The sequence below is a fragment of the Nonomuraea jabiensis genome, assembly GCF_014204795.1.
GTDB classification, from domain to species: domain Bacteria; phylum Actinomycetota; class Actinomycetes; order Streptosporangiales; family Streptosporangiaceae; genus Nonomuraea; species Nonomuraea jabiensis.
The window spans coordinates 10681850-10703528 of record NZ_JACHMB010000001.1; the positions used below are offsets into that span (position 1 = coordinate 10681850).

The window sequence follows — 21679 nt, forward strand, 5'->3', positions numbered from 1 at the left end:
ATGATCCACGCGTCGGGCTCATGAGAAACGTGGACGCGGTGGTGGCGCCCCGAACGCCCACGGCGGCCCGGCGTTTCATTTGACGGTCTGCGGTCGGACAACTCAGATAACTCCCAGCAATCGTCATGCTACTCTTCGAGTAAGTCCTCGCATTGAGTAACCGCATTGTCCGAGCTCACGGGCGGGAGGCCACCGTGCACGAGCCACCGCCTTCGGGCGAGACGGCCCCCATCACCACCTGGATACTCCAGCTCCTCGCACTGGCCGGCGTGCCCCCCACACTGCCCATGCCGCCACAGCGGCTGGCCCTCACGCAGCGGAACACGCCCGCAGGCCCGAAACGCCGACCATGACCTCAGACAAGGCCCCCGAATGACCCTTATCGACAGAGGGCCGGAAGACGTCCAGCCCCGAAACCATAGAAACATCCTCAGGCGTTAAAGCATCGGCCAACTTGACCAAAGAATCACTGGCAGGGGTCCGACTCGAAACCATGACACATATAGACAGATAGCGTGAAGTTCGCAAAGGGACTCCCTCGCCGACTGCTGGATGTCCCATCGTTGGACAGCCGAAAGGTCGTCGCTGTCCCGCTGAGCATGATCGTCGTGATTACGGCCGCCGACCTCCTGACCCCTTCGAGCGTCCACATTGGGTCGTTGCTGGTGGCCGCCCCCGCGATCACCGCCCCCTTCGCCAGCCCCCTGCTTACCACCGTTATCGGCACCATGACCATCGCGGCCGAGGTTCTCATCGGCATGCACGATCAGCTGCTCGGAACCTTGAACTTCCAGGCCGGGCTGCTCGGCCTGGCCCTGGTCTGCCTGTTCCTCGTGCTGTTCGCCCTGGTCAGGGATCGCCAGCAGCGCGAGCTGACACAGGTTCGCTCCGTGGCCACGGCTGTTCAGACGGCGCTGCTGCGACCCGTTCCCGAGCGCCTCGGGCCGCTCCACCTGGCCTCCGCGTATATGGCTGCCGAGGCCGAGGCCCAGATCGGTGGCGACATCTACGCCGCCGTCCGCACTCCGCACTGCACCCGGCTGATCATCGGCGACGCCCGCGGCAAGGGCCTGCCTGCGATCTCCGAGGCCGCCACCCTGCTCGGCGCGTTCCGCGAGACCGCCCGCCGGTGCCCGGAACTACCCGATCTCGTCGCCGACCTGGAAGACAGCTACCTCACGCATAACCATCCCGACAACGCGGCGGATCAGGTCTTCGCGGAGAGCTTTGTGACAGCCGCGATCGTCGACATCCCTGACGAACGGCCAGTCCTCACCATCGTCAACTGCGGCCACCCGCCGCCGCTCCTACTGAGCAAGGGGCGAGTCATTTCCCTTGACGTCAGCCAGCCCGCGCCACCCCTGGGCCTCGGCGGGCTCAGCGAACCGCAGTACCTGCCCACTGAATTCGCCTTCGGGGATGGCGATCTCCTCCTGCTCTACACTGACGGCGTCATCGAGGCCCGCGACACCACGGGCACTTTCTTCCCGCTGGCAAAAAAGGCTGCCCGCTGGACCGAGGAGGAGCCGGCGGCGACGCTCAAGGGCATCTGCGACGACCTGCTTGCGCACGTTGGGGGGCGTCTCGGCGACGACGCCGCCCTCATCGCGATCCGCCGTGTCGGTTATCCGCCATAGACACACAGCACGCTCGACCGTCCTTCGGAGACCGGCTGGGTGCGGCTGGACCGCGCTGCCGGTCTCGTTCTGCGGCCGAACGGGGTGACGAGCGGATGAGCGACATCCTCAGACTGCGGTACCGCCGCACTGGGTGCGGCGAAAGCGCCGGCGGAGGGCGCCGCCGACCGGCAGGGGCGGCGTGGCGGCCGGTCGGCCAGGGTCCACTGGATCGCCGTCGCGCTCGGAGCGGGGGCCGTGGTCGCCGTGGTGGTACGGGCCGCCCGGCGTGCCTCGCGGTGATTCAGTTCATTCCACGTGAAGGGGGCCACTCGAATGGCCGGACACGACCCGCAAACGGCATGACGAGCTCCGGTACATCCACATACGGCACGAGGAGGTCGCGGCGGTGGGCTACGCCAAGTTCACCGGGCGGCTCGGCGTCCGCTTCTCCACCTCGGGCCCCGGCGCACGTCATCAACGCCACCGACTTCGCGGTGCGCATCGCCCTGGCCCAGCGCGGCCCCAGCCACCTGGCCTTCCCCATCGACTTCCAGAACGCGCCCGCCGACTCGGGCAAGCGCTTCCGGCGCAACGTCAAGGGGCACACCTCCACCATCTACCGGCCGCCCGTCCGCGTCCCCTGCCGCCAGGACCTCGACGCCGCCGCCTGGGCGCTGGCCGGCAGGTCCCGGATCGCGATCCTCGCCGGAGCCGGGGCCCGCGGCGGCACCGACGAACTGGAGGCCGTCGCGGACGCTGCTCACCCGTAACGAGGACCGCTCGTTCGTGGAGAAGGCCCAGGCCGGCATGAAGGAGTGGTGGAGGCTGCATCCGGATGCGATCGTCTGCGGTGACTCGGACACCGTCACCACCTGGGTGGCCCGGCAGGTCAAGGTCCGCCGTGGCCAGCTCTTCAACTTCTCGGGCACGAACTGTTCCATGGCCGCGGGTCTGCCGTACGCCATCGGCGCGCAGGCCGCCTACCCGGCCGCCAGGTGGTCGCGTTCACCGGGGACGGGTCGACCATGCAACTCGGCGACTTCCTCACGGCCGTCCAGCACCGGCTGGCGATCAAGATCGTGGTGGTGCGCAACGACACCCTGGGGCTGATCAAGTGGGAACAGATGGTCTTCCTGGTGAACATGGCCCCCTTCGACTTCGTGAAGTTCGCCGAGGCGTGCGCGGCCCGCGGCATGCGCATCGAGGATCCCGGGACGTGCGCCGATCGGACGCGGGAGGCCCTGTCCTGGGACGGGCCGGTCATCATCGAATGCGTCGTGGACCCCCATGAGCCACCACAGCCGGCGAAGGTGAAGAAACACCAGCTCACCGCGCTGATGTCGGCGTTGCGCGCGGGAACGCCCAACCGCAACCGGATAGCGCTGCAGATGGTCAAGGACGTGCTGGACGAGTCCTCGTTCGAGGCCGCCCCCGGGCCCGGGGCCGGGCCGGATCGGCGAGGCGGTTTCCGGCGTGGTCGGCAAGCTCCGCAACCACACGAGGGAGAAACACCCCGAGTGACGGCCGCGCGGGGAACCCGCCGCCGCCTTCCACTGACGCGATCGGTCATCTGGGTCAGTGCCACAGCGGGGACCAGCGCTGTTATCTTGCTGAACACGTGTGAGTCTGTATATCGTGCAATCTGCCCGACGAGTCCCGACCGTCCGGGCAGCGGGGACCGAGGGGACACGGTGGAGTCAGCGACCGTTGAACGGCGCCCGCCGGGGCGGTGGGCGGTCTTGGGGTTGTTGGTGCGGCGCTTCCGTGTAGAGGCGTTCGCGTTCGTCATGGCCACCGGGATCGTGTCCAAGGCGCTGGACATGGGCGGCACGCGGATGGTTTCCGCGGCGCTGCTGGTGGTGGCGGGAGCCGGTTTCGTGACGTTGGCTCTGGCGTACGGGTGGTGGCTGCTGCGCCGGCGAACGTGGTCGGCGGAAGGTGGCTTCGCCGTCCTGACGATCGCGGCGGCATCGAACGTGCTGGCGAGCCGGATCCTGGCGGCCGGCCACATCGGTGTCGCCGTCGTGCTGCTGATGTTCGGTGCGGCGGTATGGGCGGTGCTGACCTACAGCGTGCCGCTCCGGCTGATCGTCTCCGGCGAACGTCATCAGGCGGACGGGAGCTGGTTCGTGTGGGTGGTCGGCACCCAGTCCGTCGCGGTCGCCACGGCAACGCTGACCAGGCTCTTCCCCAGTGCGGCATTGGCTGTGCCGGCGTCGGTGTGCTGGGCGATCGGGCTCGTGCAGTACCTGCTGATCGCCGCGATCGTGCTGGCCCGGCTGCTGGCGCGCCCGCTGAGGGCGGAGGAGCTCCGGCCGCACTACTGGATCTTCATGGGCGCCGCTGCGATCAGCGTCCTGGCCGGGGCACAGCTGCTGAACCTCCCGCCGGGCGTCGGCGTGGTGCCGCGCGAGTTCATCGCCGGGGTGTCGCTCATGCTGTGGGCGTTCTGCAGCTGGCTGATCCCCTTGCTGGTCGCCCTGGGAGTATGGCGGCATGTGCGGCGCCGCGTACCACTGCGCTGGGAGTGGGGCCTGTGGAGCATGGTCTTCCCGATCGGCATGTACGGCGTCGCGACCCGCGAACTCGGACACTCCACCGGAATGTCGTGGATAGCCGCGCTGGGCGACGGCGAAGTCTGGCCGGCCGCCGCTGTCTGGCTGATCGTTTTCAGCGCCATGATCAGAGCCTCGTTCCGTCTCCTGAGCGACAACCGCGCGCCACGGATGCCATGACAGCACGTCACACGCGGGACGCGAGCCGAGAGGCACCGCAAGCCGATCGACACAGGCGCCCCGAGGGCAGGGTGACCTGAGGGACAGCGCTTTCCCGCAGCACTTCGACCAGGCCGTCCATGGTGTGAGCAGGAGGCGTCGGTCGGGCGGTTTCGCGGGCGAGGAGGATCTTAAGCAGGTCCTGCGGTGCGTCCCGCATGAGGTTGTGCCCGCCGTCCAGCACGTACGTCTCCCACGCGAGATCCTCGCGTAGCCGCTGGTAGACGGGCGTGAAGGGGACTCGCCGTCGCCCGGCACCATGGCGTCCAGGTACACCAGGGCAGCCACGCGGGCCGGCGCTCGCCCTCATCCGCACCCACCTCGTAATGCATCGCGAGGTTCGGTCAAGTACAAGGTGTAGGCACTGTTGAACGAAGGGAGCCCAGCTCGTGCGGCCCGACCAGGAGAAACCGGCGGACCCGTTAACACGGACGCAGGCTTTCGAAGACTTCTACCTGCGGCACTTCGACATGATGACGCGGTTCGTTGCACGGCGGATAGGCAACCCACACACGTGGGCGATCTCGCGGAAGCAGGGCTTGCACCATGCGGACAGCATGTTGGCGTTGTCATGATCAGGCGTAGAAGTCAGCGCGGGCCCGCGCCGGCGGCAGCGGGGGCAGAGCAGGCCCAGCTCTGATGGAGGCTGCGTGGGCGGTTCTGTGGGCGGCGGCACCCCTGCTCGCGCCATGGCTTGGGCCCGCGGTCGTTGAAGACGACGCGCCGTTCAAGGCCGGATCTCCACCACCGACGGGACGTAACCCACCGTTGGTCACAGCGACTCCACGACACGCCGACCTGACAAAGCACTACTGGTCGGTCAGTTGGAGGGTGGCGAGTTCTGATCTGGAGGTGACTCCCAGTTTGGGGTAGGCCTTGTAGAGGTGGTGGCCGACGGTTCGTGGGCTCAGGAAGAGCTGTGTCGCGGTTGGTCAGGCCCTGGGCGGCCAGTCGGGTGATCTGCGTGAGCTGGGAGAGAACACCTTGGGTCCGTCCGCGTGTGACGGCCAGACCGGTGGCGTCGAGTTCGATGCCGGCACGTTCGGCCCAGGGCCTGGCGTTGATGTGATCGAAGATCGCCAGTGCGGCGCGCAGGTGCTCGCGGGCCTCGGCTTTGCGCGCGCCCGGCGCAGCCACTCCCCGTACAGGAGCATCGTGCGGGCGTGTTCGAACGGCCTGCTGTCGTGTTCGTGGCTGCGCAGCGCGGCGGCATAATGTGCCTCCGCCCGCTCGTCGGGTGAGAGCAGAGCCCGGCAGCGTTCGATGAGGGCGTCGATGGACGCCTGCCTGACGCGGCGGGCGACGTCCTCGAAGCGGGTGTACGGGCCGGTCGCCCGCTCGGGCACACCGATCCGTACTGCTGCCTCGATCAGGTCGGGGGCGCTGCGTTCACCGGATAGTTGATGGCGCCCGTCCCCCCAGGCCGAGGGGCTCGAGCCGCTCCAGTGCCGCCTCCGCCCGGCCGTACCCGAGGTCGAGCAGGCCGAGCGCCCATTCGGCCCGGTGCATGCCGGGCGGGAAGACCCGGTCGCGGGAGCCGGTTCGGGTGCCGGCCGCCAGGCCGCAGGTGTGTGCCTCGTCGCCTTCGATCGCGGCGTGGTAGGCCAGTACACCGCTCGCGAGGCTGATCCACTGCCACTGGCCGGTGTCCTGCGCGATGCTGAGCGCCTCGGTGGCGCTGGCTACGGCGTCGCGGTGCCGCCCGAGCATGGCCTCGGTCATGGCCGCGTGATAGAGCGCCGCGAACAGGTCTGCGATCGCCCCCCGCGCTCGGTTGTCGGCGACGACGGTGTTCGCGAGGTCGAGTGACCAGGTGTCCAGGCTCGAACGAGACGATCCAGTCGAGCAGCTGATGCACCGGCACAAGCGAACCGCCCTCGTCCAACTGCAGGGCGTCGAGGTGCCCGGCGGCTTGGACGGCCATGTCGAGGTCGCCCGCGAACCAGGCGTTCCCTACCGCTTCCATCACCATACCGATGGCACTGTGGCGATCACTCCTGGCAGCCTCGGCGAGCAGCAGGTCGTTCGCTCCCCGGAGCGAACCGTTCCCGGCCCTGGCTGCCGCCAGCACCCGGACGAGCCTGGCACGCGCAACGGGGCGGGTGACGTACGGCACCGCCCGCTCGGCCAGGGCACGGGCGGTGTCGAGCTGCCCGGCCTGTGCGGCCGATGCGGCCGCCGGCACCGGCGCCCGTACGAGGGCGCTGACAACGCCCGGACGGCCATGGAGGCGTACCTTGTGTGGGAGTTCGGCCTGGTCGGGCAGCTCGAGCGGGACGGCACCCACCACTTCCGGGTGGTCCGGTGAGCCGTCAACCCCGGCGGTGGGCGGCCCCCGGATGGGTGGCGGGCAACCGGTGGACGCCCGGGCCGAGCAGCCGCTCGCGCAGCGTCGTGTCCTCGTAGGAGGTCCGGTAGCGGCCCCTGCGCTGCAGCTCGGGCACGACCAGCTCGATGAAGTCCTCGGCGGTGCCCGGTGACAGGTACTGCATGAGGTTGAACCCGGTCGCGCCGGTCTCGTCGGCCCAGCGTTCGATCTCGTCCGCGACCCGCTCGGGCGTGCCGGCGGCGAAGAACGGGCCGCCCTGCCCGATGCGGCCCACGGAGTCGAGCACGTCGCGCACCCGCAGGCCACGGCCGGTCAGCGGGCGCACGGCCCGCTCGGTGAAGTCGCCGCCCCGGGCCACGATGTCGTCGATGAGCTCGTCCGGGTCGTAGGCGGCCAGGTCGATGCCGCTGCCCCGCTGGGCGAGGAAGCCTTCGGGGCGGATGTGCCGCTGCAGGTCGGCGATCTTGGCGTCCACCTCCTGCTGCGTGTGCGCCACGATCACCGATGCGCTGGGGAAGAACGTGATGTGTGAGGGGTCGCGGCCGTACGCCGCAGCGCGGCGGCGGGTGTCGGCGATGTCGTCGCGCAGCGCCTCCAGGGACGCGGCGCCGGTGAAGACCGCCTCGGCGTGCCTGGCCGCGAAGTCCTTGCCCCGGTCGGAGTTGCCCGCCTGGTAGAGGACGGGCGTGCGCTGCGGCGACGGCTCCGACAGGTGCGGCCCGGCCACCCTGAAGTGCTTGCCCACGTGGTCGATGGCGTGCACCTTGGCGGGATCGGTGTAGACGTGCCGTTCCCGGTCGCGGACCACGGCGTCGTCCTCCCAGCTGCCCTCCCACAGCTTGTAGAGCACCTCCAGGTACTCCTCGGCGATCTCGTAGCGCAGGTCGTGCTCGATCTCGTCGTCGAGCCCGAAGTTACGGGCGGCGCCGCGCAGGTAGGAGGTGACGACGTTCCAGGCGACGCGGCCCTTGGTGAGGTGGTCGAGGGTGGACATGCGGCGGGCGTGCGCGAACGGCGGCTCGTACGTGGTCGAGAACGTGACCGCGAACCCCAGGTGCTCGGTAACGGCGGCCATGGCGGGCACCACGAGCAGCGGGTCGTTGGCGGGGATCTGCACGGCCTCCCGGATGGCGGTCTCGGGGCCACCGCGGAAGCGGTCATAGGCGCCCACGACGTCGGCCAGGAAGACGGCGTCGAACAGGCCGCGCTCCAGCAGCCTGGCCAGGTCCGTCCAGTACTCCAGGTCGGTGTAGCGGTGGCGGTTGTTGGCGGGGTGGGTCCACAGGCCGTGCTGGATGTGGCCGACGCAGTTCATCTCGAACAGGTTGAAGTGGATGATGCCGCTCATCTAGGAAAGCTCCTGGGGGCGATGCCGTTGAGGTGGTAGTCGCCGACGTCGTGCACCTTGGCGCGCCGCGGGTCGTGGACGGTGTGGGTGCGGGCGTTGCGCCAGTGCCGGTCCAGGCCGAGCGGGAGCCGAGCGGCGCTGGCCCCGGCCAGCTCGAACCACTCGGCGCTCACCCGATTGGCGGCGCGGTCGGCCTGCGCGCGGGCGGCGGCCATCGCGACGGCCGCCTCCGCCGCGAGCGCGGGCAGCTCTTCGGGCGGGGCCGATCTGGCCCGGTCCACGGCGTCGCCGGCGCTCTCCAGCAGCGCGCGGGCGGCCCTGGTCAGCACGGCCAGCTCGCCGAAGAGCTGTACGACGACCGGGTCCTCGACCACCTTCTCCGCCTGGGCGCCTGGCCAGCCGCCCTTGACGTACCCGCGCAGGAAGGCGGCGGCGTCGGCGAGCGCGCCCTCCGCGATGCCCGTGTCGATGGCGGCGTGGATGAGCAGGCCGAAGCTGCGGAACGTGCTGACGTCGTCGCGGCGCACCGGCATGACGCGGTCGGCGGGCACGAACACGTCCTCCAGCAGGACGGTGCCGCTGGCCGTGGTGCGCTGGCCGAAGCCGTCCCAGTCGTCCACGACCGTGAGGCCGGGGGTGTCGCGGGGCACGAACGCCACACTGTGCGAGTCCTCGTCGAGCGCGGTCACCGGGATCCAGTGGGCGAACAGCGCCCCGGTCGAGTAGATCTTCCGGCCGGAGATGAGGTAGCCGCCGTCGTGCGGGCGCAGGGTGGCGCGCTCGCGTTCGCCGTCGGGGCCGCGGGCGTCCACCGCGGCGTTGCCGAGGCGGCGCCCGGCGAGGACCTCGGCGTGGAAGAACGCCTGCTGGCCGGGGGTGCCGTGCTCGCGCAGCGAGTCGAGGTACCAGAAGTGGTTCTGGGGGATCTGCCCGATGCTGGCGTCGGCGGCCGACAGCTCCCTGATGACGGAGCCGAGCGTGGCGGTGCGCACCCCGGCGCCGCCGTGCTCGGCGGGGACGGTGATGCCGAGCAGGCCGCTGTCCGACAGCGCCTCGATCTCGGCCACGGGCAGGACGCGCTCGGCGTCACGCCGCGCCGCGCCTGCCGCGAAGCTCGCGGCCAGCTCGCGGGCGACCGCGATCGCCTCCTCGTCGGTTTTGATCACATGTGCCATGTCACGCCACCGCCAGTCTCGGGATCGCCGCCACGAGTTCCTTCGTGTACGGGTGCGCGGGCTCGCGGAAGACCGTCCCGACCGGCCCTTCCTCGACCACGCTCCCGTCCTTCATGACCAGCACCCGGTCGCACAGGTGGTGGACCACGCCCAGGTCGTGGGAGATGAACAGGTAGGCCACGCCCGTCTCCCGCTGCACGTCCTCCAGCAGGTCGAGGACCTGCGCCTGCACCGACACGTCGAGCGCCGAGACCGGCTCGTCGCACACGATCACCGACGGCGACGGGGCCAGGGCCCGCGCGATGGCCACGCGCTGCCGCTGCCCGCCGGACAGCTTCAGCGGCCGGCGCGCCAGGTGCTCCTCGCCGAGCCCCACCAGTTCCAGCAGCTCGACGGAGCGGGCGCGGCGGCGCTCGCGCGGCACGCCCGCCACCGCCAGGGCCTCGGCGAGCACCTTGGCGACGGTGTAGCGGGGGTCGAAGGAGGCCAGGGTGTCCTGGTAGACAACCTGGACATCGCGGCGCAGGCCCGGGTCGTGTCCGGTCCAGGGGCGGCCGTGCACCTCGACCGTGCCGGTGTCGGGCCTGGTGAGCCCGAGGGCGATGCGGGCGGTGGTGGTCTTGCCCGAGCCTGACTCGCCGACGATCCCCAGGGTCTCGCCCGCGCGCAGTTCGAACGACACCCCCTGCACCGCGACCCGGCCGCCGAATGACTTGCCGACGCTGTCGGCCCGCACCACGACCTCGCCGGGGGCGGGGCGCGGGTCCGCGGGGGCGGTGCTGGACAGGCGGGTGCCCTTGGTGTGCTCGGCCGGGATCGCCCGCAACAGGCGCCGGGTGTACTCGTGAGCAGGACGGGTGAGCACCTCGCCGGTCGGCCCCTGCTCGACGATCACTCCGTCCTTCATGACGGCCACCCGGTCGGCCAGCCGGGCCACCACGGCCAGGTCGTGGCTGATCACCAGCAGCGACCTGCCCTCGGCTTTGATCCCGGCCAGCAGGTCCAGCACCTGCGCCTGGATCGTGACGTCCAGGGCCGTGGTGGGCTCGTCCGCGATGACGAGCTCGGGGTCTGCGGCCAGCGCGGCGGCGATCAGCGCGCGCTGCCGCAGCCCGCCCGACAGCTCGTACGGGAGCTGCCCGGCGCGCAGTTCGGGCTCCGGCACGCCGACGGCGGTCAGCAACTCCACCACCCGGGCCCGGCGGCGCGCGCCGGACAGGCCGGTGTGGGTGGTGAGGACCTCCTCGATCTCCTTGCCGACCTTGCGCAGCGGGTCCAGCGAGACCAGGGCGTCCTGGAGCACGAAGCCGATCCGGCCGCCGCGCAGGCGCCGCCAGCCGCGCTCGCGCAGGCGGGTGAGGTCCTGTCCGTCGAAGGTCAGCTCGCCGGCGGCGACGCGAGCGCCGCCTCCGGTGAGGCCGACCAGGGTGCGTGCGGTGACGCTCTTGCCGGAGCCGGACTCCCCGACCAGGGCCAGGCACTCCCCCGCCCCGATCTCGAACGACACCCCGTGCACGACCGGTGTCGCGCCGAAGGTGACGCGCAGGTCGTCCACCTTGACCAGGCTCACCCGGTCCTCCCTTCCGATCGCAATCTGAGTGCCCGGCCGACCACGGTCACGCTGATCACCGTCAGCGTGATCGCCAGGCCGGGGAAGACGCCGTACCACCAGGCCCGCGAGATGAAGTTGCGGGCGGTGGACAGCATGGAGCCCCACTCGGGTTCCGGAGGCGGCGTGCCGAGTCCCAGGAAGCTCAGCGCCGAGCCGGCCACCAGGGCGGTGCCGACGCCGATGGTGGCCAGGATCAGCACCGGCTTGACGGCGTTCGGCAGCACGTGGCGCAGGATCACGCGCGGCCCTGGCAGTCCCAGCGCGTACGCCGCCTCGACGTAGCTCGCCCGGCGGATGGCCAGCGTCTGGGCGCGGACGAGGCGGGCGTAGGAGGGGATGTTGGCCACGCCGATGGCGAGGATGGCGTTGGCGGTGCCGCCGCCCGCCACGGTGATGACGACGAGGGCCAGCAGCAGCTCGGGGAAGGCCATGCCGAAGTCGGACAGGCGCATGATGACGTTCTCGACGAGCCGGTTGCCCAGCCCGGCAGCCAGGCCGAGCAGCCCGCCGAAGACCAGGGCGACGGCGATCGCGCCGAAGCCGAGCAGCAGCGAGGCGCGCGTGCCGTGCACGACGCGGGCCAGCACGTCGCGGCCGTTCTCGTCGGTGCCGAGCAGGTGCGCGGCGCTGGGGGCCTGGAGGGTGGCGCCGCTGTCCACGGCGAGCGGGTCCTGGCCGGTGAACAGGCCCGGCGCGAGCGCGGCCAGGACCAGCACGGTCAGGACTGCCGCGGCGAGCCACACGCCGACCCGGTTCACGCTGTCTCCTTGAGGCGGGGGTCGATGACCAGGTAGAGCAGGTCGACCAGGAGGTTGACCAGGACGTAGACCAGCGCGGACAGCAGCACCACGCCGAGCACGAGCGGCAGGTCCTTGGCGTTCACGGCCGAGACGAGCAGACGGCCGATGCCCTGGCGGGTGAAGAGCGTCTCGGTGACGACGGCGCCGCCGAGCAGCGCGCCCAACCAGAAGCCGGTCATCGTGACCAGCGGGGTCAGGGCGTGCCGGAGCGCGTGACGCAGCCGTACGGCGGTGTCGCCCAGGCCGCGGGCGCGGGCGCTGACGATGAAGGGTTCGTCCAGCACCTCCTCCAGCGCCTCGCGCAGCACGTGGCCGAGCACGCCCGCGATCGGCAACGCCAGGCACAGCGCGGGCAGCACCAGCGAGGCCAGGCCCTGGCCGCCGGTCGAGGGGAACAGTCCCAGACCGAAGGAGAAGACGGTCAGCAGCACGATGCCCAGCCAGAACGTCGGCGTCGAGGCCGCCACCAGCTCCGCCGCCGAGGCCAGACCGCGCCACCGGCGGCGCCCGGCGGTGGCCAGCGCGACCGCGATCGCCAGGAGCAGCCCGGTGACGGCGGCGGCCACGGCCAGCTCCACCGTGGCGGCGGCCTGCTCGCCGATGGCCCGGGTGACCGGGGTGTGCAGGCGGTAGGAGGTGCCGAAGTCGCCGTGCGCGATGCGCCACAGGTGGGCGGCGTACTGCTCGTACCAAGGGCGGTCGAGCCCGTACTCGGCCCTGACCTGGGCGAGCACCTCCGGGGTGGGGGCGGCGCCCTCACCCCCGACGACGGCCTCGGCCGGGTCGCCGGGGGTGAAGTGCACCACCAGGAAGGTCAGGGTCGCCGCACCCCACAGCACGCCGACCCCGGCCAGCAGGCGCCATCCGATGAACTTCAGGGTCTTCATTCGTCCAGCCAGGTGTCGTAGAAGTACGGCGACGGGTAGGCGGGCGTGAAGGCCAGGTCGCGGACCTTCTTCTGGTAGGCGACCGGGCGCGGGTCGTCGTAGAAGGGGATGGCGGGGACGAGTTCGAGCAGCCTGGACTGCGCCTGGTTGTACAGCTCGGCCGGGTCCGCGGTGCCTCTCGCCTTCTCCAGGAGGTCGTCGAGCTTGGAGTCGGACAGGCGGGCGACGTTCTGGCCGCGTCGCTTGTCGGTGGTGATGTTCTTGGAGGAGTACTGGATCCACAGCACGTCGGCCGTGTTCGTGGCCCACAGGCCCGAGGTCAGGTCGTAGTCGCCCTTGATCGAGCGGTCCGTGAGCTCCTGCTCGGGCGGCGTCTGGATCTGGATGTCCAGGCCGATCTTCCTGGCCGCGGCCTGCGTCTGAACGGCGATCTGCATGCGCTGGGCCGGGAAGTTCGCCGCGATCGGGAAGTAGGCGGTCAGCCGCTTGCCGTCCTTGAGCCGGATGCCGTCCTTGTCCCTGGCCGTCCAGCCGGCCTCGTCGAGCAGCTTGCTCGCCTTGGCCGGGTCGTAGGCGATGGTGCCGGCCAGGCCCTGGGCGTAGCCGGGCGTGGAGGAGGTGACGAAGCCCTGGGCCACCTGGTACTGGCCGAAGGAGATGCCCTGGATGATGGACTCGCGGTCCACGGCGGCCAGCAGCGCCTGGCGCACCCGGATGTCGTCGAACGGCGGGCGCGAGGTGTTCAGCCAGAACGACATCGGGTGGCCGGGCCGGATCGCGGTGAGGAAACCGAGATCGGGGTTGGCCTTGACGTCCTCGACGTTCTGCGGCGGGGTGAAGTCGATGGCGTGCACCTCGCCGGCGGCCAGCGCGTTGTAGCGGGTCGCGTCCTCGGCCAGGAAGCGGATCTCCAGCTTCGCCAAATAGGCGGGGCCGGTGTGCTTGGCGCTCTTCGGACCCCACTTGTAGTCGGGGTTGCGGTGGTAGGTGATGCTCTGGCCCTTGGTCCACTTGTCGAAGACGAACGGGCCGGAGCCGATCGGGTGCTCGCAGATGGTCTGCGGTGACTCCTTGATCTGCTTGGGGGAGATCATGCCGAGGTAGCCCTGGGCGAGGATGTCGAGGAAGGGCCGGTACGGCGAGCTCAGGTGCACTTCGAGCGTGTAGTCGTCCACGATCTTCGCGTCCTTGTAGGGCGCGATGTACGAGGCGGCCAGCGGTGACTTGGTCGCCGGGTCGCGCATGTGCTCGAAGTTGACCTTGAGGGCCTCGGCGTTCCAGACCGCCCCGTCATGAAATTTCACGCCCTGGCGGAGCTTGAACGTATAGGTCCTGCCGTCGTTGGAGATCTCCCAGCTGTCCGCCAGCCACGGCTGGATCGTCCCGTCCGCGTCGAACCACACCAGCGAGTCGGCCACCGGGACCGTGCTCACCGGGCCGTCGGAGCTGGCGTTGCCGTGCGGGTCGAGGCAGGGCGGCTCCTGCCCGTTCTCGCCCAGGATCAGGGTGCCGCCGGACTTGGGGGTGTTCGTGGTGCCGCCCGAGGTCCCGGCCGCGCTGCCGCATCCGGCGAGCAGCAGCGCGAGGGTGAGGACGGCGAGAGGGGTCTTGGTCATGTGTCAGCTCACCCATGCGTCGTGGAAGGTGACGGCGCCGTAGGCGTAGTCCCAGGTCAGGCCGTGCACCCGCTTCTGTGAGGAGACGAGGCTGGGCCTGTTGTAGAGCGGGATGGCGGGCGCCAGTTCGAGCAGCCGGGCCTGCGCCCTGCCGTAGATTCCGGCCCGCTGGGCGGGGTCGGTGCTGGCCCTGGCCTCTTCGAGCAGCTTGTCGAGGTCGTCGTCGGAGAGCCTGGTGGTGTTCTGGCCGCGCCGCTCGGCGGTGGTGATGTTCTTGGAGGAGTACTGGATCCACAGCACGTCGGCGGTGTTCGTGGTCCAGATGCCGACGGACACGTCGAAGTCGCCCTTGGCCGTGCGGTCGGACGAGATCTGCGCCGTGACGTTCTCGATTTTGATTTCGATGCCCGCCTTGGCAGCGGCGGCCTGAGCCTGGACCAGGATCTGGGTGTTCTGCGGGTTCACGCCCGTGTCGAGGGCGACGGCGGTCAGGCGTTTGCCGTCCTTGAGGCGGATGCCGTCCTTGTCCTTCTGCGTCCAGCCCGCCTCGTCCAGCAGCTCGTTCACCCTGGCCGGGTCGTAGGCGATCTGCCCGCCCTGGGCGTGGTCGGGGGTGGAGGGGGTGACGAAGCCCGTGGCCACACTCCACTGTCCGAAGGAGACGCTGTCGATGATGGCCTTGCGGTCCACGGCCAGCGTGAGCGCCTGGCGTACCTTCTGGTCGCCGAACGGGGCGCGGCCGGTGTTGAGCCAGACCGAGAACGGGTGTCCCGGCCGGTCGATGGTGGCGAAGGCGAGGTCCGGGTTGGCTTTGACGTCCTCGACGCTGGCCGGCGGGGTGTTGTCGATCACATTGACCTCGCCGGCGAGCAGCGCGTTGTAGCGGGTCGCGTCCTCGGCCAGGAAGCGGATCTCCAGACCGTCCAGGTACGCGGGACCCGTGCGGCCGGTCGGCCCCCACGCGTAGCGGGGGTTCTTGCGGTAGGTGATGCTCTGCCCCTTGGCCCACTTGCCGAAGACGAACGGGCCGGAGCCGATCGGGTGCTCGCAGGTGCTCGCCGGGTCCTCCTTGAGCTGCTTGGGCGAGATCATGGCCAGGTACGACTGCGCGAGCACGTTCAGGAACGCCGAGTACGGCGAGCTCAGGCGCACTTCCAACGTGTGCTCGTCCACGACCTTCGCGTCCTTGTAGGGCGCGATGTACGAGGCGGCCAGCGGCGACTTGGTCGCCGGGTCGCGCATGTGCTCCAGGTTGAGCTTCAGCGCCTCGGCGTTCCAGGCCGACCCGTCGTGGAACGTCACGCCGTTCCGGAGAGTGAAGGTGTAGGTCAGGCCGTCGTCGGAGATCTTCCAGGCGGAGGCCAGCCAGGGCTTCAGGTTGCCCTCGGCGTCCTGCCACAGCAGGGAGTCGAAGATCGGGCGGCTCACGACCGTGGTGTTCGTGGTGGACAGCTGGTGGGGGTCGAGGCAGGCGGGCTCGTCGCCGTTCTCCCCGAGCACGAGCGTGCCTCCGGACTGCGGGCCGGCGTCGCCGACGACCGGTTGCGGCGTGGTGTCAGCGCCGCAACCGGCCAGCAGCAGGGCCGTGACGAGCAGCATTGTGAAGCGGGTCAGCATGGGAGTCCTTAAACAGATATTGCCTACCTGCATTGCAGGGATTACGGTGAACCATAACGTAACACGCAGAACGGACGAAACACATGACCCACGTGATCGCCGGCGACGCCGCGGCGCTTGCGGCGGCGCGCGAGCTCGCCGCCGGGTTCGCGGCCGAGGCGGCGGCCCGCGACGCCGAGCGCCGCCTGCCGGAGCCCGAGCTCGACAGGCTGTCGGCCAGCGGTCTGCTCGCCATCACCGTGCCGCGCGCGTACGGCGGTGCCGACGTGAGCGCGCGCACCCTCGCCGAGGTGTTCCGGCTGCTGGCCGCGGCCGACCCGAACCTCGCGCAGATCCCGCACAGCCACTTCGTCTACGTCAACGTCCTGCGGCAGCAGGGCACGGACATGCAGCGCAAGTTCTTCTTCGGCGAGGTGCTGGACGGCAGACGCTTCGGCAACGCGCAGTCCGAGGCGGGCACCAAGCACGTCCAGGACTACCGGACCTCGCTGACCGCCGCCCCCGCAGGGGGCTTCCTGCTGAACGGCATCAAGCACTACAGCACGGGCGCGCTGTTCGCGCACTGGATCCCGGTGCTGGCACGGCGGGAGGACCGAACGCTGCACGTGGCGTACGTGCCGCGAGACGCCCCCGGCCTGACCGTCGTGGACGACTGGGACGGCATGGGCCAGCGCACCACCGCCAGCGGCACGGTCCGGCTGGAGGACGTGCACGTGCCCGAGGACCGGGTGGTGCCGCACCACCTCACGTTCACCGGTCCGCAGCTCCACGGGGCGTACGCCCAGCTCCTGCACGCCGCGATCGACGTGGGCATCGCAGGCGGAGCGCTGGAGGAGGCGCTGGAGTTCGTCCGGACCAAGGCCAGGCCGTGGTTCGAGAGCGGTCAGGACCGCGCGGCCGACGATCCGCTCGTCATCCAGCGAGCCGGCGAGCTTGTCGTCAAGGTACGCGCCGCCGAGGCACTGCTCGACCGGGCCGCACAGGCCGTGGACGCCGCCCGGGACGACCTGACCGACGAGACGGCCGCCGCCGCCTCCATCGCCGTGGCCGCGGCCAAGGCGTTCGCCGACCCGGTGGCGGTGGAGCTGGGCGGCGCGATCTTCGAGCTGGGCGGCACCCGGTCCAGCCTCGACGGGCTCAACCTGCACCGCCACTGGCGCAACGCCCGCACCCATACCCTGCACGACCCGGCCCGCTGGAAGATCCAGCACATCGGCCGCTACGTGCTCAACGGCCAGCTTCCGCCCCGGCACGGCCTGCTCTAGGAGAGACGATGACTTTGACGTTCCACTGGTTCCTGCCCACGTACGGCGACAGCCGCGACGTCGTGGGCGGTGGCCACGGGCTCCCGGCGGGCGCGGCGTCCGGCGCCCGCCCCGCGACCCTGTCCTACCTGCGCCAGATCGTGCACGCGGCCGAACAGGTCGGCTTCGTCGGCGCGCTGACGCCCACCGGCGCGTGGTGCGAGGACGCGTGGCTGACCACCGCGATGCTGGCCGACACCACCGAGCGGCTGAAGTTCCTGGTGGCCTTCCGTCCCGGCCTGGTCTCCCCCACGCTCGCCGCGCAGATGGCGGCCACCTTCCAGTGGCACTCGCGGGGGCGGCTGCTGCTGAACGTGGTGACGGGCGGGGAGAGCCACGAGCAGCGCGCGTACGGCGACTTCCTGGACAAGGACGCCCGCTACGCGCGTACCGACGAGTTCCTGCAGGTGGTACGGGCGCTGTGGCAGGGCGAGACGGTGAGCCTGTCCGGTGATCATCTCCAGGTCGAGGACGCCCGGCTCAACCGGCTGCCCGATCCGGTGCCCGACGTGTACTTCGGCGGCTCCTCTCCCGCCGCGGGCCGGGTGGCCGCGCGGCACGTGGACGCCTACCTCACCTGGGGCGAGCCGCCGGACGCCGTGGCCCGGAAGATCGCGTGGGTGAACGGGCTGGCCGCCGCCGAGGGCCGCACGCTCAGGCACGGCATCAGGCTGCACGTCATCACCCGCGACACCAGCGAGCAGGCGTGGGCGCAGGCGCGCAGGCTGCTCGACGGCATCGACCAGGCGACTCTGGAGAAGGTGCAGGCCGGCCTGGGCCGCAGCGAGTCCGAGGGGCAGAAGCGCATGCTCGCCCTGCACGGCGGCAGGCGCGACGACCTGGAGATCTACCCGAACCTGTGGGCGGGCGTCGGCCTGGTGCGCGGCGGGGCGGGCACGGCGCTGGTCGGCAGCCACGCCGAGGTCGCCGACCGCATCGAGGAGTACCACCGGCTCGGGCTCACCGAGTTCGTGCTGTCCGGTTATCCGCACCTGGAGGAGGCGTACTGGTTCGGCGAAGGCGTCCTTCCCCTACTGCGCGAGCGCGGCCTGTGGCGGCATCCCGCGGAGCCGGCGTCCGCCGGACCTGCCTCGATCCCGTTCGCCACGGCGGGAGCCCAGTGAGCACGCTGACGGAGCTGCGGCAGCGCGCCGCCGAGCTGCTTCCCGAGCTGGCGGCCGGGGCCGGGCAGCGGGAGCTCGCCCGAGAGCTCCCGCAGGGTGAGATCCGCGCCCTGGCCGCCGCGGGCCTGCTCACCTTCCGCATTCCCGCCTCGTACGGCGGAGGCGGCTCCAGCGTGGCCGAGGTGTTCGACTTCCTCATCTCCCTGGCCGCCGCCGACTCCAACATCGCCCAGGCGGTCCGCCCCGGCTTCGGCCGGGTCGAGCACCTGCTCACCACCTCCGAGCAGGAACGCGAACGCTGGTTCCCGCGCTTCCTGGCCGGGGACGTGTTCGGCAACGCGGGCTGGGAGATCGGCGGCGCCAGCGGGGAGGTGCGCACCCGCATCGACCGCGACGGCGTCGTGAACGGCAGCAAGTACTACAGCACAGGCGCGCTGTACGCGGACTGGGTCAGCGCGTCCGCCGTGGACGACTCCGGCGAGCGGGTGTTCTTCACGCTGCCGCGCGACCGGGAGGGGTTGGAACTCCTCGACGACTTCGACGGGATCGGGCAGCGGCTCACGGCCAGCGGCACGACCCGGCTGAACGGGGTCAAGGTGCTGCAGGACGAGATCGCCGAACGTCCCGGGAACGGCGCCCGCTCCCCCGTCAGCGCGTTCATGCAGCTCTACCTGGCCGCCGTGCTCGCCGGGATCGCGCGGGGCGCCCTGACCGACGCCGTCGCCTTCACCCGCGAGCGCGCCCGCCCGATCCAGCACAGCGGCGCCGCCCGCTCCGTGGACGACCCGTACGTGCGCCACGCCGTCGGCGAGATCGCCGCCCGCGCCTACGCCGCCGAATCCGCGGTCCTGCGGGCCGCCGCCACGATCGACCGGGCCTGGGGCGGCGACCTGGAGCCCGGCCTGCTCACAGACGCGGCCGTCGAGGTGGCCCAGGCGCAGTTCGTCGCCGCGGAGTCGGCGCTGAAGGCCGCCGAGCTGCTGTTCGACGTGGGCGGCGGCTCCGCGGTCGCGCGCCGCCACAACCTCGACCGGCACTGGCGCAACGCCAGGACCGTCGCCAACCACAACCCCCGCGCCTGGAAGGCCGCCGTGGTCGGCGCCTACCACCTCACCGGCACGCAGCCGCCGCTGAACGGCCTGTTCTGAAAGGGATCTCCGTCATGACCCCCGTGCTTCTGATTTCGGGCAGCCCGTCCGCGACCTCCCGCACCGGACGACTCCTCGACCACGTGGCCGAGCTCCTGGACGGCGCGGTCTCCCTGCTCCACCTACGCGACCTGCCCGCCGAGCCGCTCCTGCTCGGCCGCGACCATCCGGACATCGTGGCGGCGGAGCGCTCCGTGGCCGAAGCCGACGTGATCGTCCTGGCCACGCCCATCTACAAGGCCGCCTACACCGGCCTGGTCAAGGCCTTCCTCGACGGGCTGCCGCAGAAGGCGTTCGCCGGCAAGACCGTGGTGCCCATCGCCACCGGGGGCACGCAGGCGCATCTGCTGGCGGTGGACTACGCCCTGCGGCCGGTGCTCAGCGTGCTGGGGGCGCGGCACGTGACGCGGGGGCTGTTCGTGCTGGACACGCAGATCACCCCGCTGGCCGAGGAGCTGCGGCCCCGGCTTCGCGAGCTGGCCGACGAGGTGAACGCGGTCCCGCTGCGCGCGGTCGCCTGACGCCGTTCGTCACCCGGGATCTCGGGCGAGGGGCAGCGAGCCCTGGGCCAGGCCGAGCGGCGTCAGCTCGTAGTCGACGCGAGGCGGCACCTCGGCGTAGACGCTGCGCGTGACCAGCCCATCGCGTTCGAGCAGGCGCAGGGTGGCGGTCAGCATGCGCTGGCTGATACCGGGAACGGCGCGCCTGAGCTCGTTGGAGCGGCGCGGGCCGGCTCCGACCTCGTTGACGACCGGCAGGGTCCACTTGTTCCCCACACGGTTCAGGACGTCGCGGACCTGGCAGGTCATCTCGTCGCGCGCCTTGAGCACGGAGCTCGCGCCGCATCGTGCACGTCGTGGACAGCGTCGCCGAGGCCCGCGAGCTCGTCACCGGACTGATCCCCGGCGACGAGAGCGTCTTCACCACCTCCAGCGAGACTCTCCGGCTGTCCGGCATCGCCGCCGACCTCGACGAGTCGGGCCGGTTCGCCTCCGTCCGGGCCGCAGCCGAGGACCCCAAGGGAGACGTGCAGGCTGTCATCCGCCTCGGCGCCACGGCCGAGTACGTCGTGGGCAGCGTGCACGCGGTGACGGAGGAGGGCCGCCTGGTCATCGCCTCGGCCAGCGGCAGCCGGCTCGCGCCGTACGCGTCGGGGGCACGCAAGGTCGTCTGGGTGGCCGGCGCCCAGAAGGTGGTGCCGGACCTGGAGACGGCACTGCGGCGGGTCCGCTCCTACAGCCTGCCGCGCGAGCACCGGCGCCTCCAGGAGTTCGGACAGTCATCGTTCATCGGCAAGATCCTCATCGTGGAGCGCGAGGCCCTGCCGGAGCGGGCCACGGTCGTGCTCGTGCGTGAGCCGATCGCGTTCTGAGCGACCCCCGGCTGATCCCAGGGCGATCGTCAGGCGTGGCAGGTCAGCGGTCCGCCGTGGAAGGCGACCATCTCCTGGAAGATGTCCAGCACGTCCAGCGGGACGCCAGGGGCACCGCCGAGCTGTTCGGCATAGGCGCGGTGCAGGTTGGCCGTCAGCCGCTCCGAGTCGCGCAGCGCGCCGAAGCCGCCGAGGTCGGCCTCCTTGGCGGCCAGCAGCGGCGGCAGGCCCGCACGCACGCCCTCCGCCGCCACCTTCCGCACCCACCTCAGGTACGCCTCGGCCTCGTCCAGCACCTCGGGTCCGGCCACCCGCCCGTGCCCGGCCACCACGACAGTGGCTCCGAGCGTGCGCAGCCACTCCAGCGCGCGCAGCGACCCGTCGATCGAGCCCATCAGGCAGAACGGCGTCACCCCCGACATCACCACGTCCCCGGTGAACAGCACGCCACGCTCCGGCACCCACACCACGGTGTCGTTGGTGGTGTGCGCGGGCACCGGCGGATGGATGAGCTCCACCCGCAGCTCTCCCAGGTGCACGGTCAGCCGGTCCTGGTAAGTGGCCTCGGGCAGGGCCAGCGCGAGGTCGCCCCACTCGACGCCGGGGAACAACCCGCACAGCCCGAAACCGGAGGCGGACATCTCCTCCCGGCACCGTTCCTGGGCCAGGATGAGGGAGTCCGGCGCGAAGACGAAGTTGCCGAAGGTGTGGTCGCTGTGGTGGTGGGTGTTGACCACCAGGCGGGGCGGGCCGCCGCCGATGCGGCTCACCGTGTCCTTCAGCCGGCGGGCACGTGCCTCGGTCGCCGCCGTGTCGACCAGTAACGCACCGGACTCGCTCACCACCAGCCCGGCGTTGTTCAGGCACCAGCCGCCGTCGGGCTGGACATAGGCGAAGACGCCGTCGGCGACCTCGTGCACCTCGGGCTCGGCGACCGTCTGTCGCATGGCCGTA

21 protein-coding genes and 1 pseudogene are annotated in these 21679 nt (G+C 71.0%); 10 read left to right on the forward strand and 12 right to left on the reverse strand.

Going from position 1 to position 21679, the window contains the following annotated elements; translation table 11 throughout:
• The first annotated feature begins 599 nt into the window (after positions 1-599).
• From HD596_RS48910 to HD596_RS48920, 4 genes and pseudogenes are all read left to right on the forward strand, one after another.
• Positions 600-1637: a PP2C family protein-serine/threonine phosphatase gene (locus HD596_RS48910; protein WP_185076149.1), complete on the forward strand. Its 1038-nt coding sequence runs from the start codon at positions 600-602 to the stop codon at positions 1635-1637.
• 346 nt (positions 1638-1983) lie between these two features.
• Positions 1984-2091, forward strand: a pseudogene (locus HD596_RS65990) (thiamine pyrophosphate-binding protein); the annotation flags it as partial.
• Between the two features lie 22 nt (positions 2092-2113).
• The gene (locus tag HD596_RS63020) at positions 2114-2389 is read left to right on the forward strand and encodes a hypothetical protein (protein WP_185076150.1); all 276 of its coding nucleotides are present in this window, start codon (positions 2114-2116) and stop codon (positions 2387-2389) included.
• Positions 2390-2551: 162 nt separating this feature from the next.
• Positions 2552-4354 carry an SLAC1 family transporter gene (locus HD596_RS48920; RefSeq protein ID WP_281398899.1) on the forward strand — a complete coding sequence of 601 codons (1803 nt, stop codon included), beginning with the start codon at positions 2552-2554 and terminating at the stop codon, positions 4352-4354.
• A gap of 848 nt (positions 4355-5202) precedes the next feature.
• On the opposite strand, the gene HD596_RS65995 is transcribed toward HD596_RS48920, so the two are convergent.
• The 3 genes from HD596_RS65995 to HD596_RS48935 are packed head-to-tail and all read right to left on the reverse strand — an operon-like array spanning position 5203 to position 6115.
• On the reverse strand, positions 5203-5304 hold the full coding sequence (locus tag HD596_RS65995) for a helix-turn-helix domain-containing protein (RefSeq protein WP_185079187.1): 102 nt from the start codon (positions 5302-5304) through the stop codon (positions 5203-5205).
• Positions 5305-5325: 21 nt separating this feature from the next.
• Positions 5326-5739, reverse strand: a complete 414-nt coding sequence (locus HD596_RS48930) for a hypothetical protein (RefSeq protein WP_185076152.1) — start codon at positions 5737-5739, stop codon at positions 5326-5328.
• 43 nt (positions 5740-5782) lie between these two features.
• Positions 5783-6115 (reverse strand): hypothetical protein, encoded by a 333-nt coding sequence (locus tag HD596_RS48935; protein WP_185076153.1) that lies wholly within the window; start codon positions 6113-6115, stop codon positions 5783-5785.
• A gap of 91 nt (positions 6116-6206) precedes the next feature.
• Here HD596_RS48935 and HD596_RS48940 point away from each other — a divergent pair, with 91 nt between their 5' ends.
• Entirely contained in the window at positions 6207-6701 is a 495-nt protein-coding gene (locus tag HD596_RS48940) for a rhodanese-like domain-containing protein (RefSeq protein ID WP_185079478.1), read from the forward strand.
• Positions 6702-6705: 4 nt separating this feature from the next.
• Here HD596_RS48940 and HD596_RS48945 read toward each other — a convergent pair whose 3' ends face one another.
• From HD596_RS48945 to HD596_RS48975, 7 genes are read right to left on the reverse strand one after another with little or no spacing between them, the layout of a single operon-like run.
• A complete protein-coding gene (locus HD596_RS48945) occupies positions 6706-8070 on the reverse strand; it encodes an LLM class flavin-dependent oxidoreductase (RefSeq protein WP_185076154.1) in 1365 nt (454 codons plus the stop codon).
• Positions 8067-9245 carry an SfnB family sulfur acquisition oxidoreductase gene (locus tag HD596_RS48950; protein ID WP_185076155.1) on the reverse strand — a complete coding sequence of 393 codons (1179 nt, stop codon included), beginning with the start codon at positions 9243-9245 and terminating at the stop codon, positions 8067-8069. The genes HD596_RS48945 and HD596_RS48950 overlap by 4 nt, the downstream gene beginning before the upstream one ends.
• 1 nt (position 9246) lies before the next feature.
• Positions 9247-10815 (reverse strand): dipeptide ABC transporter ATP-binding protein, encoded by a 1569-nt coding sequence (locus HD596_RS48955; protein WP_185076156.1) that lies wholly within the window; start codon positions 10813-10815, stop codon positions 9247-9249.
• On the reverse strand, positions 10812-11615 hold the full coding sequence (locus HD596_RS48960; protein ID WP_185076157.1) for an ABC transporter permease: 804 nt from the start codon (positions 11613-11615) through the stop codon (positions 10812-10814). Before HD596_RS48960 ends, HD596_RS48955 begins: the two co-directional genes overlap by 4 nt.
• Positions 11612-12544: an ABC transporter permease gene (locus tag HD596_RS48965; RefSeq protein WP_185076158.1), complete on the reverse strand. Its 933-nt coding sequence runs from the start codon at positions 12542-12544 to the stop codon at positions 11612-11614. Before HD596_RS48965 ends, HD596_RS48960 begins: the two co-directional genes overlap by 4 nt.
• The gene (locus tag HD596_RS48970) at positions 12541-14160 is read right to left on the reverse strand and encodes an ABC transporter substrate-binding protein (protein ID WP_185076159.1); all 1620 of its coding nucleotides are present in this window, start codon (positions 14158-14160) and stop codon (positions 12541-12543) included. Before HD596_RS48970 ends, HD596_RS48965 begins: the two co-directional genes overlap by 4 nt.
• A 3-nt stretch (positions 14161-14163) precedes the next feature.
• Positions 14164-15777, reverse strand: coding sequence for an ABC transporter substrate-binding protein (locus HD596_RS48975; protein ID WP_185076160.1), 1614 nt, complete (start codon positions 15775-15777; stop codon positions 14164-14166).
• An 83-nt stretch (positions 15778-15860) separates the two neighbouring features.
• Between HD596_RS48975 and HD596_RS48980 the strand changes: the two genes are divergently transcribed.
• The 4 genes from HD596_RS48980 to ssuE are packed head-to-tail and all read left to right on the forward strand — an operon-like array spanning position 15861 to position 19874.
• Positions 15861-17042, forward strand: coding sequence for an SfnB family sulfur acquisition oxidoreductase (locus HD596_RS48980; protein WP_185076161.1), 1182 nt, complete (start codon positions 15861-15863; stop codon positions 17040-17042).
• Positions 17043-17050: 8 nt separating this feature from the next.
• Positions 17051-18205: an LLM class flavin-dependent oxidoreductase gene (locus tag HD596_RS48985; RefSeq protein ID WP_185076162.1), complete on the forward strand. Its 1155-nt coding sequence runs from the start codon at positions 17051-17053 to the stop codon at positions 18203-18205.
• Positions 18202-19353, forward strand: a complete 1152-nt coding sequence (locus HD596_RS48990; protein ID WP_221519944.1) for an acyl-CoA dehydrogenase family protein — start codon at positions 18202-18204, stop codon at positions 19351-19353. Before HD596_RS48985 ends, HD596_RS48990 begins: the two co-directional genes overlap by 4 nt.
• A 14-nt stretch (positions 19354-19367) precedes the next feature.
• Complete coding sequence (gene ssuE / locus HD596_RS48995) at positions 19368-19874, forward strand: NADPH-dependent FMN reductase (RefSeq protein ID WP_185076164.1); 507 nt, start codon at positions 19368-19370, stop codon at positions 19872-19874.
• Positions 19875-19883: 9 nt separating this feature from the next.
• On the opposite strand, the gene HD596_RS49000 is transcribed toward ssuE, so the two are convergent.
• Positions 19884-20183 carry a winged helix-turn-helix transcriptional regulator gene (locus tag HD596_RS49000; protein WP_313046510.1) on the reverse strand — a complete coding sequence of 100 codons (300 nt, stop codon included), beginning with the start codon at positions 20181-20183 and terminating at the stop codon, positions 19884-19886.
• Positions 20184-20209: 26 nt separating this feature from the next.
• On the opposite strand from HD596_RS49000, the gene HD596_RS49005 reads away from it, so the two are divergent.
• Positions 20210-20725 carry an LUD domain-containing protein gene (locus HD596_RS49005; RefSeq protein ID WP_313046512.1) on the forward strand — a complete coding sequence of 172 codons (516 nt, stop codon included), beginning with the start codon at positions 20210-20212 and terminating at the stop codon, positions 20723-20725.
• A 29-nt stretch (positions 20726-20754) separates the two neighbouring features.
• Here HD596_RS49005 and HD596_RS49010 read toward each other — a convergent pair whose 3' ends face one another.
• Complete coding sequence (locus tag HD596_RS49010) at positions 20755-21672, reverse strand: MBL fold metallo-hydrolase (RefSeq protein ID WP_185076165.1); 918 nt, start codon at positions 21670-21672, stop codon at positions 20755-20757.
• Positions 21673-21679: the final 7 nt, after the last annotated feature.

Bases quoted from the DNA above. Each gene is read 5' to 3' on its own strand.
- HD596_RS48935 (WP_185076153.1), bottom strand. From the start codon at position 6,115: ATGACCGAGGCCATGCTCGGGCGGCACCGCGACGCCGTAGCCAGCGCC.
- HD596_RS48980 (WP_185076161.1), top strand. From the start codon at position 15,861: ATGACCCACGTGATCGCCGGCGACGCCGCGGCGCTTGCGGCGGCGCGC.
- HD596_RS48975 (WP_185076160.1), bottom strand. From the start codon at position 15,777: ATGCTGACCCGCTTCACAATGCTGCTCGTCACGGCCCTGCTGCTGGCC.
- HD596_RS48985 (WP_185076162.1), top strand. From the start codon at position 17,051: ATGACTTTGACGTTCCACTGGTTCCTGCCCACGTACGGCGACAGCCGC.
- HD596_RS48950 (WP_185076155.1), bottom strand. From the start codon at position 9,245: ATGGCACATGTGATCAAAACCGACGAGGAGGCGATCGCGGTCGCCCGC.
- HD596_RS48910 (WP_185076149.1), top strand. From the start codon at position 600: ATGATCGTCGTGATTACGGCCGCCGACCTCCTGACCCCTTCGAGCGTC.
- HD596_RS48970 (WP_185076159.1), bottom strand. From the start codon at position 14,160: ATGACCAAGACCCCTCTCGCCGTCCTCACCCTCGCGCTGCTGCTCGCC.
- ssuE (WP_185076164.1), top strand. From the start codon at position 19,368: ATGACCCCCGTGCTTCTGATTTCGGGCAGCCCGTCCGCGACCTCCCGC.
- HD596_RS48945 (WP_185076154.1), bottom strand. From the start codon at position 8,070: ATGAGCGGCATCATCCACTTCAACCTGTTCGAGATGAACTGCGTCGGC.
- HD596_RS48965 (WP_185076158.1), bottom strand. From the start codon at position 12,544: ATGAAGACCCTGAAGTTCATCGGATGGCGCCTGCTGGCCGGGGTCGGC.
- HD596_RS49010 (WP_185076165.1), bottom strand. From the start codon at position 21,672: ATGCGACAGACGGTCGCCGAGCCCGAGGTGCACGAGGTCGCCGACGGC.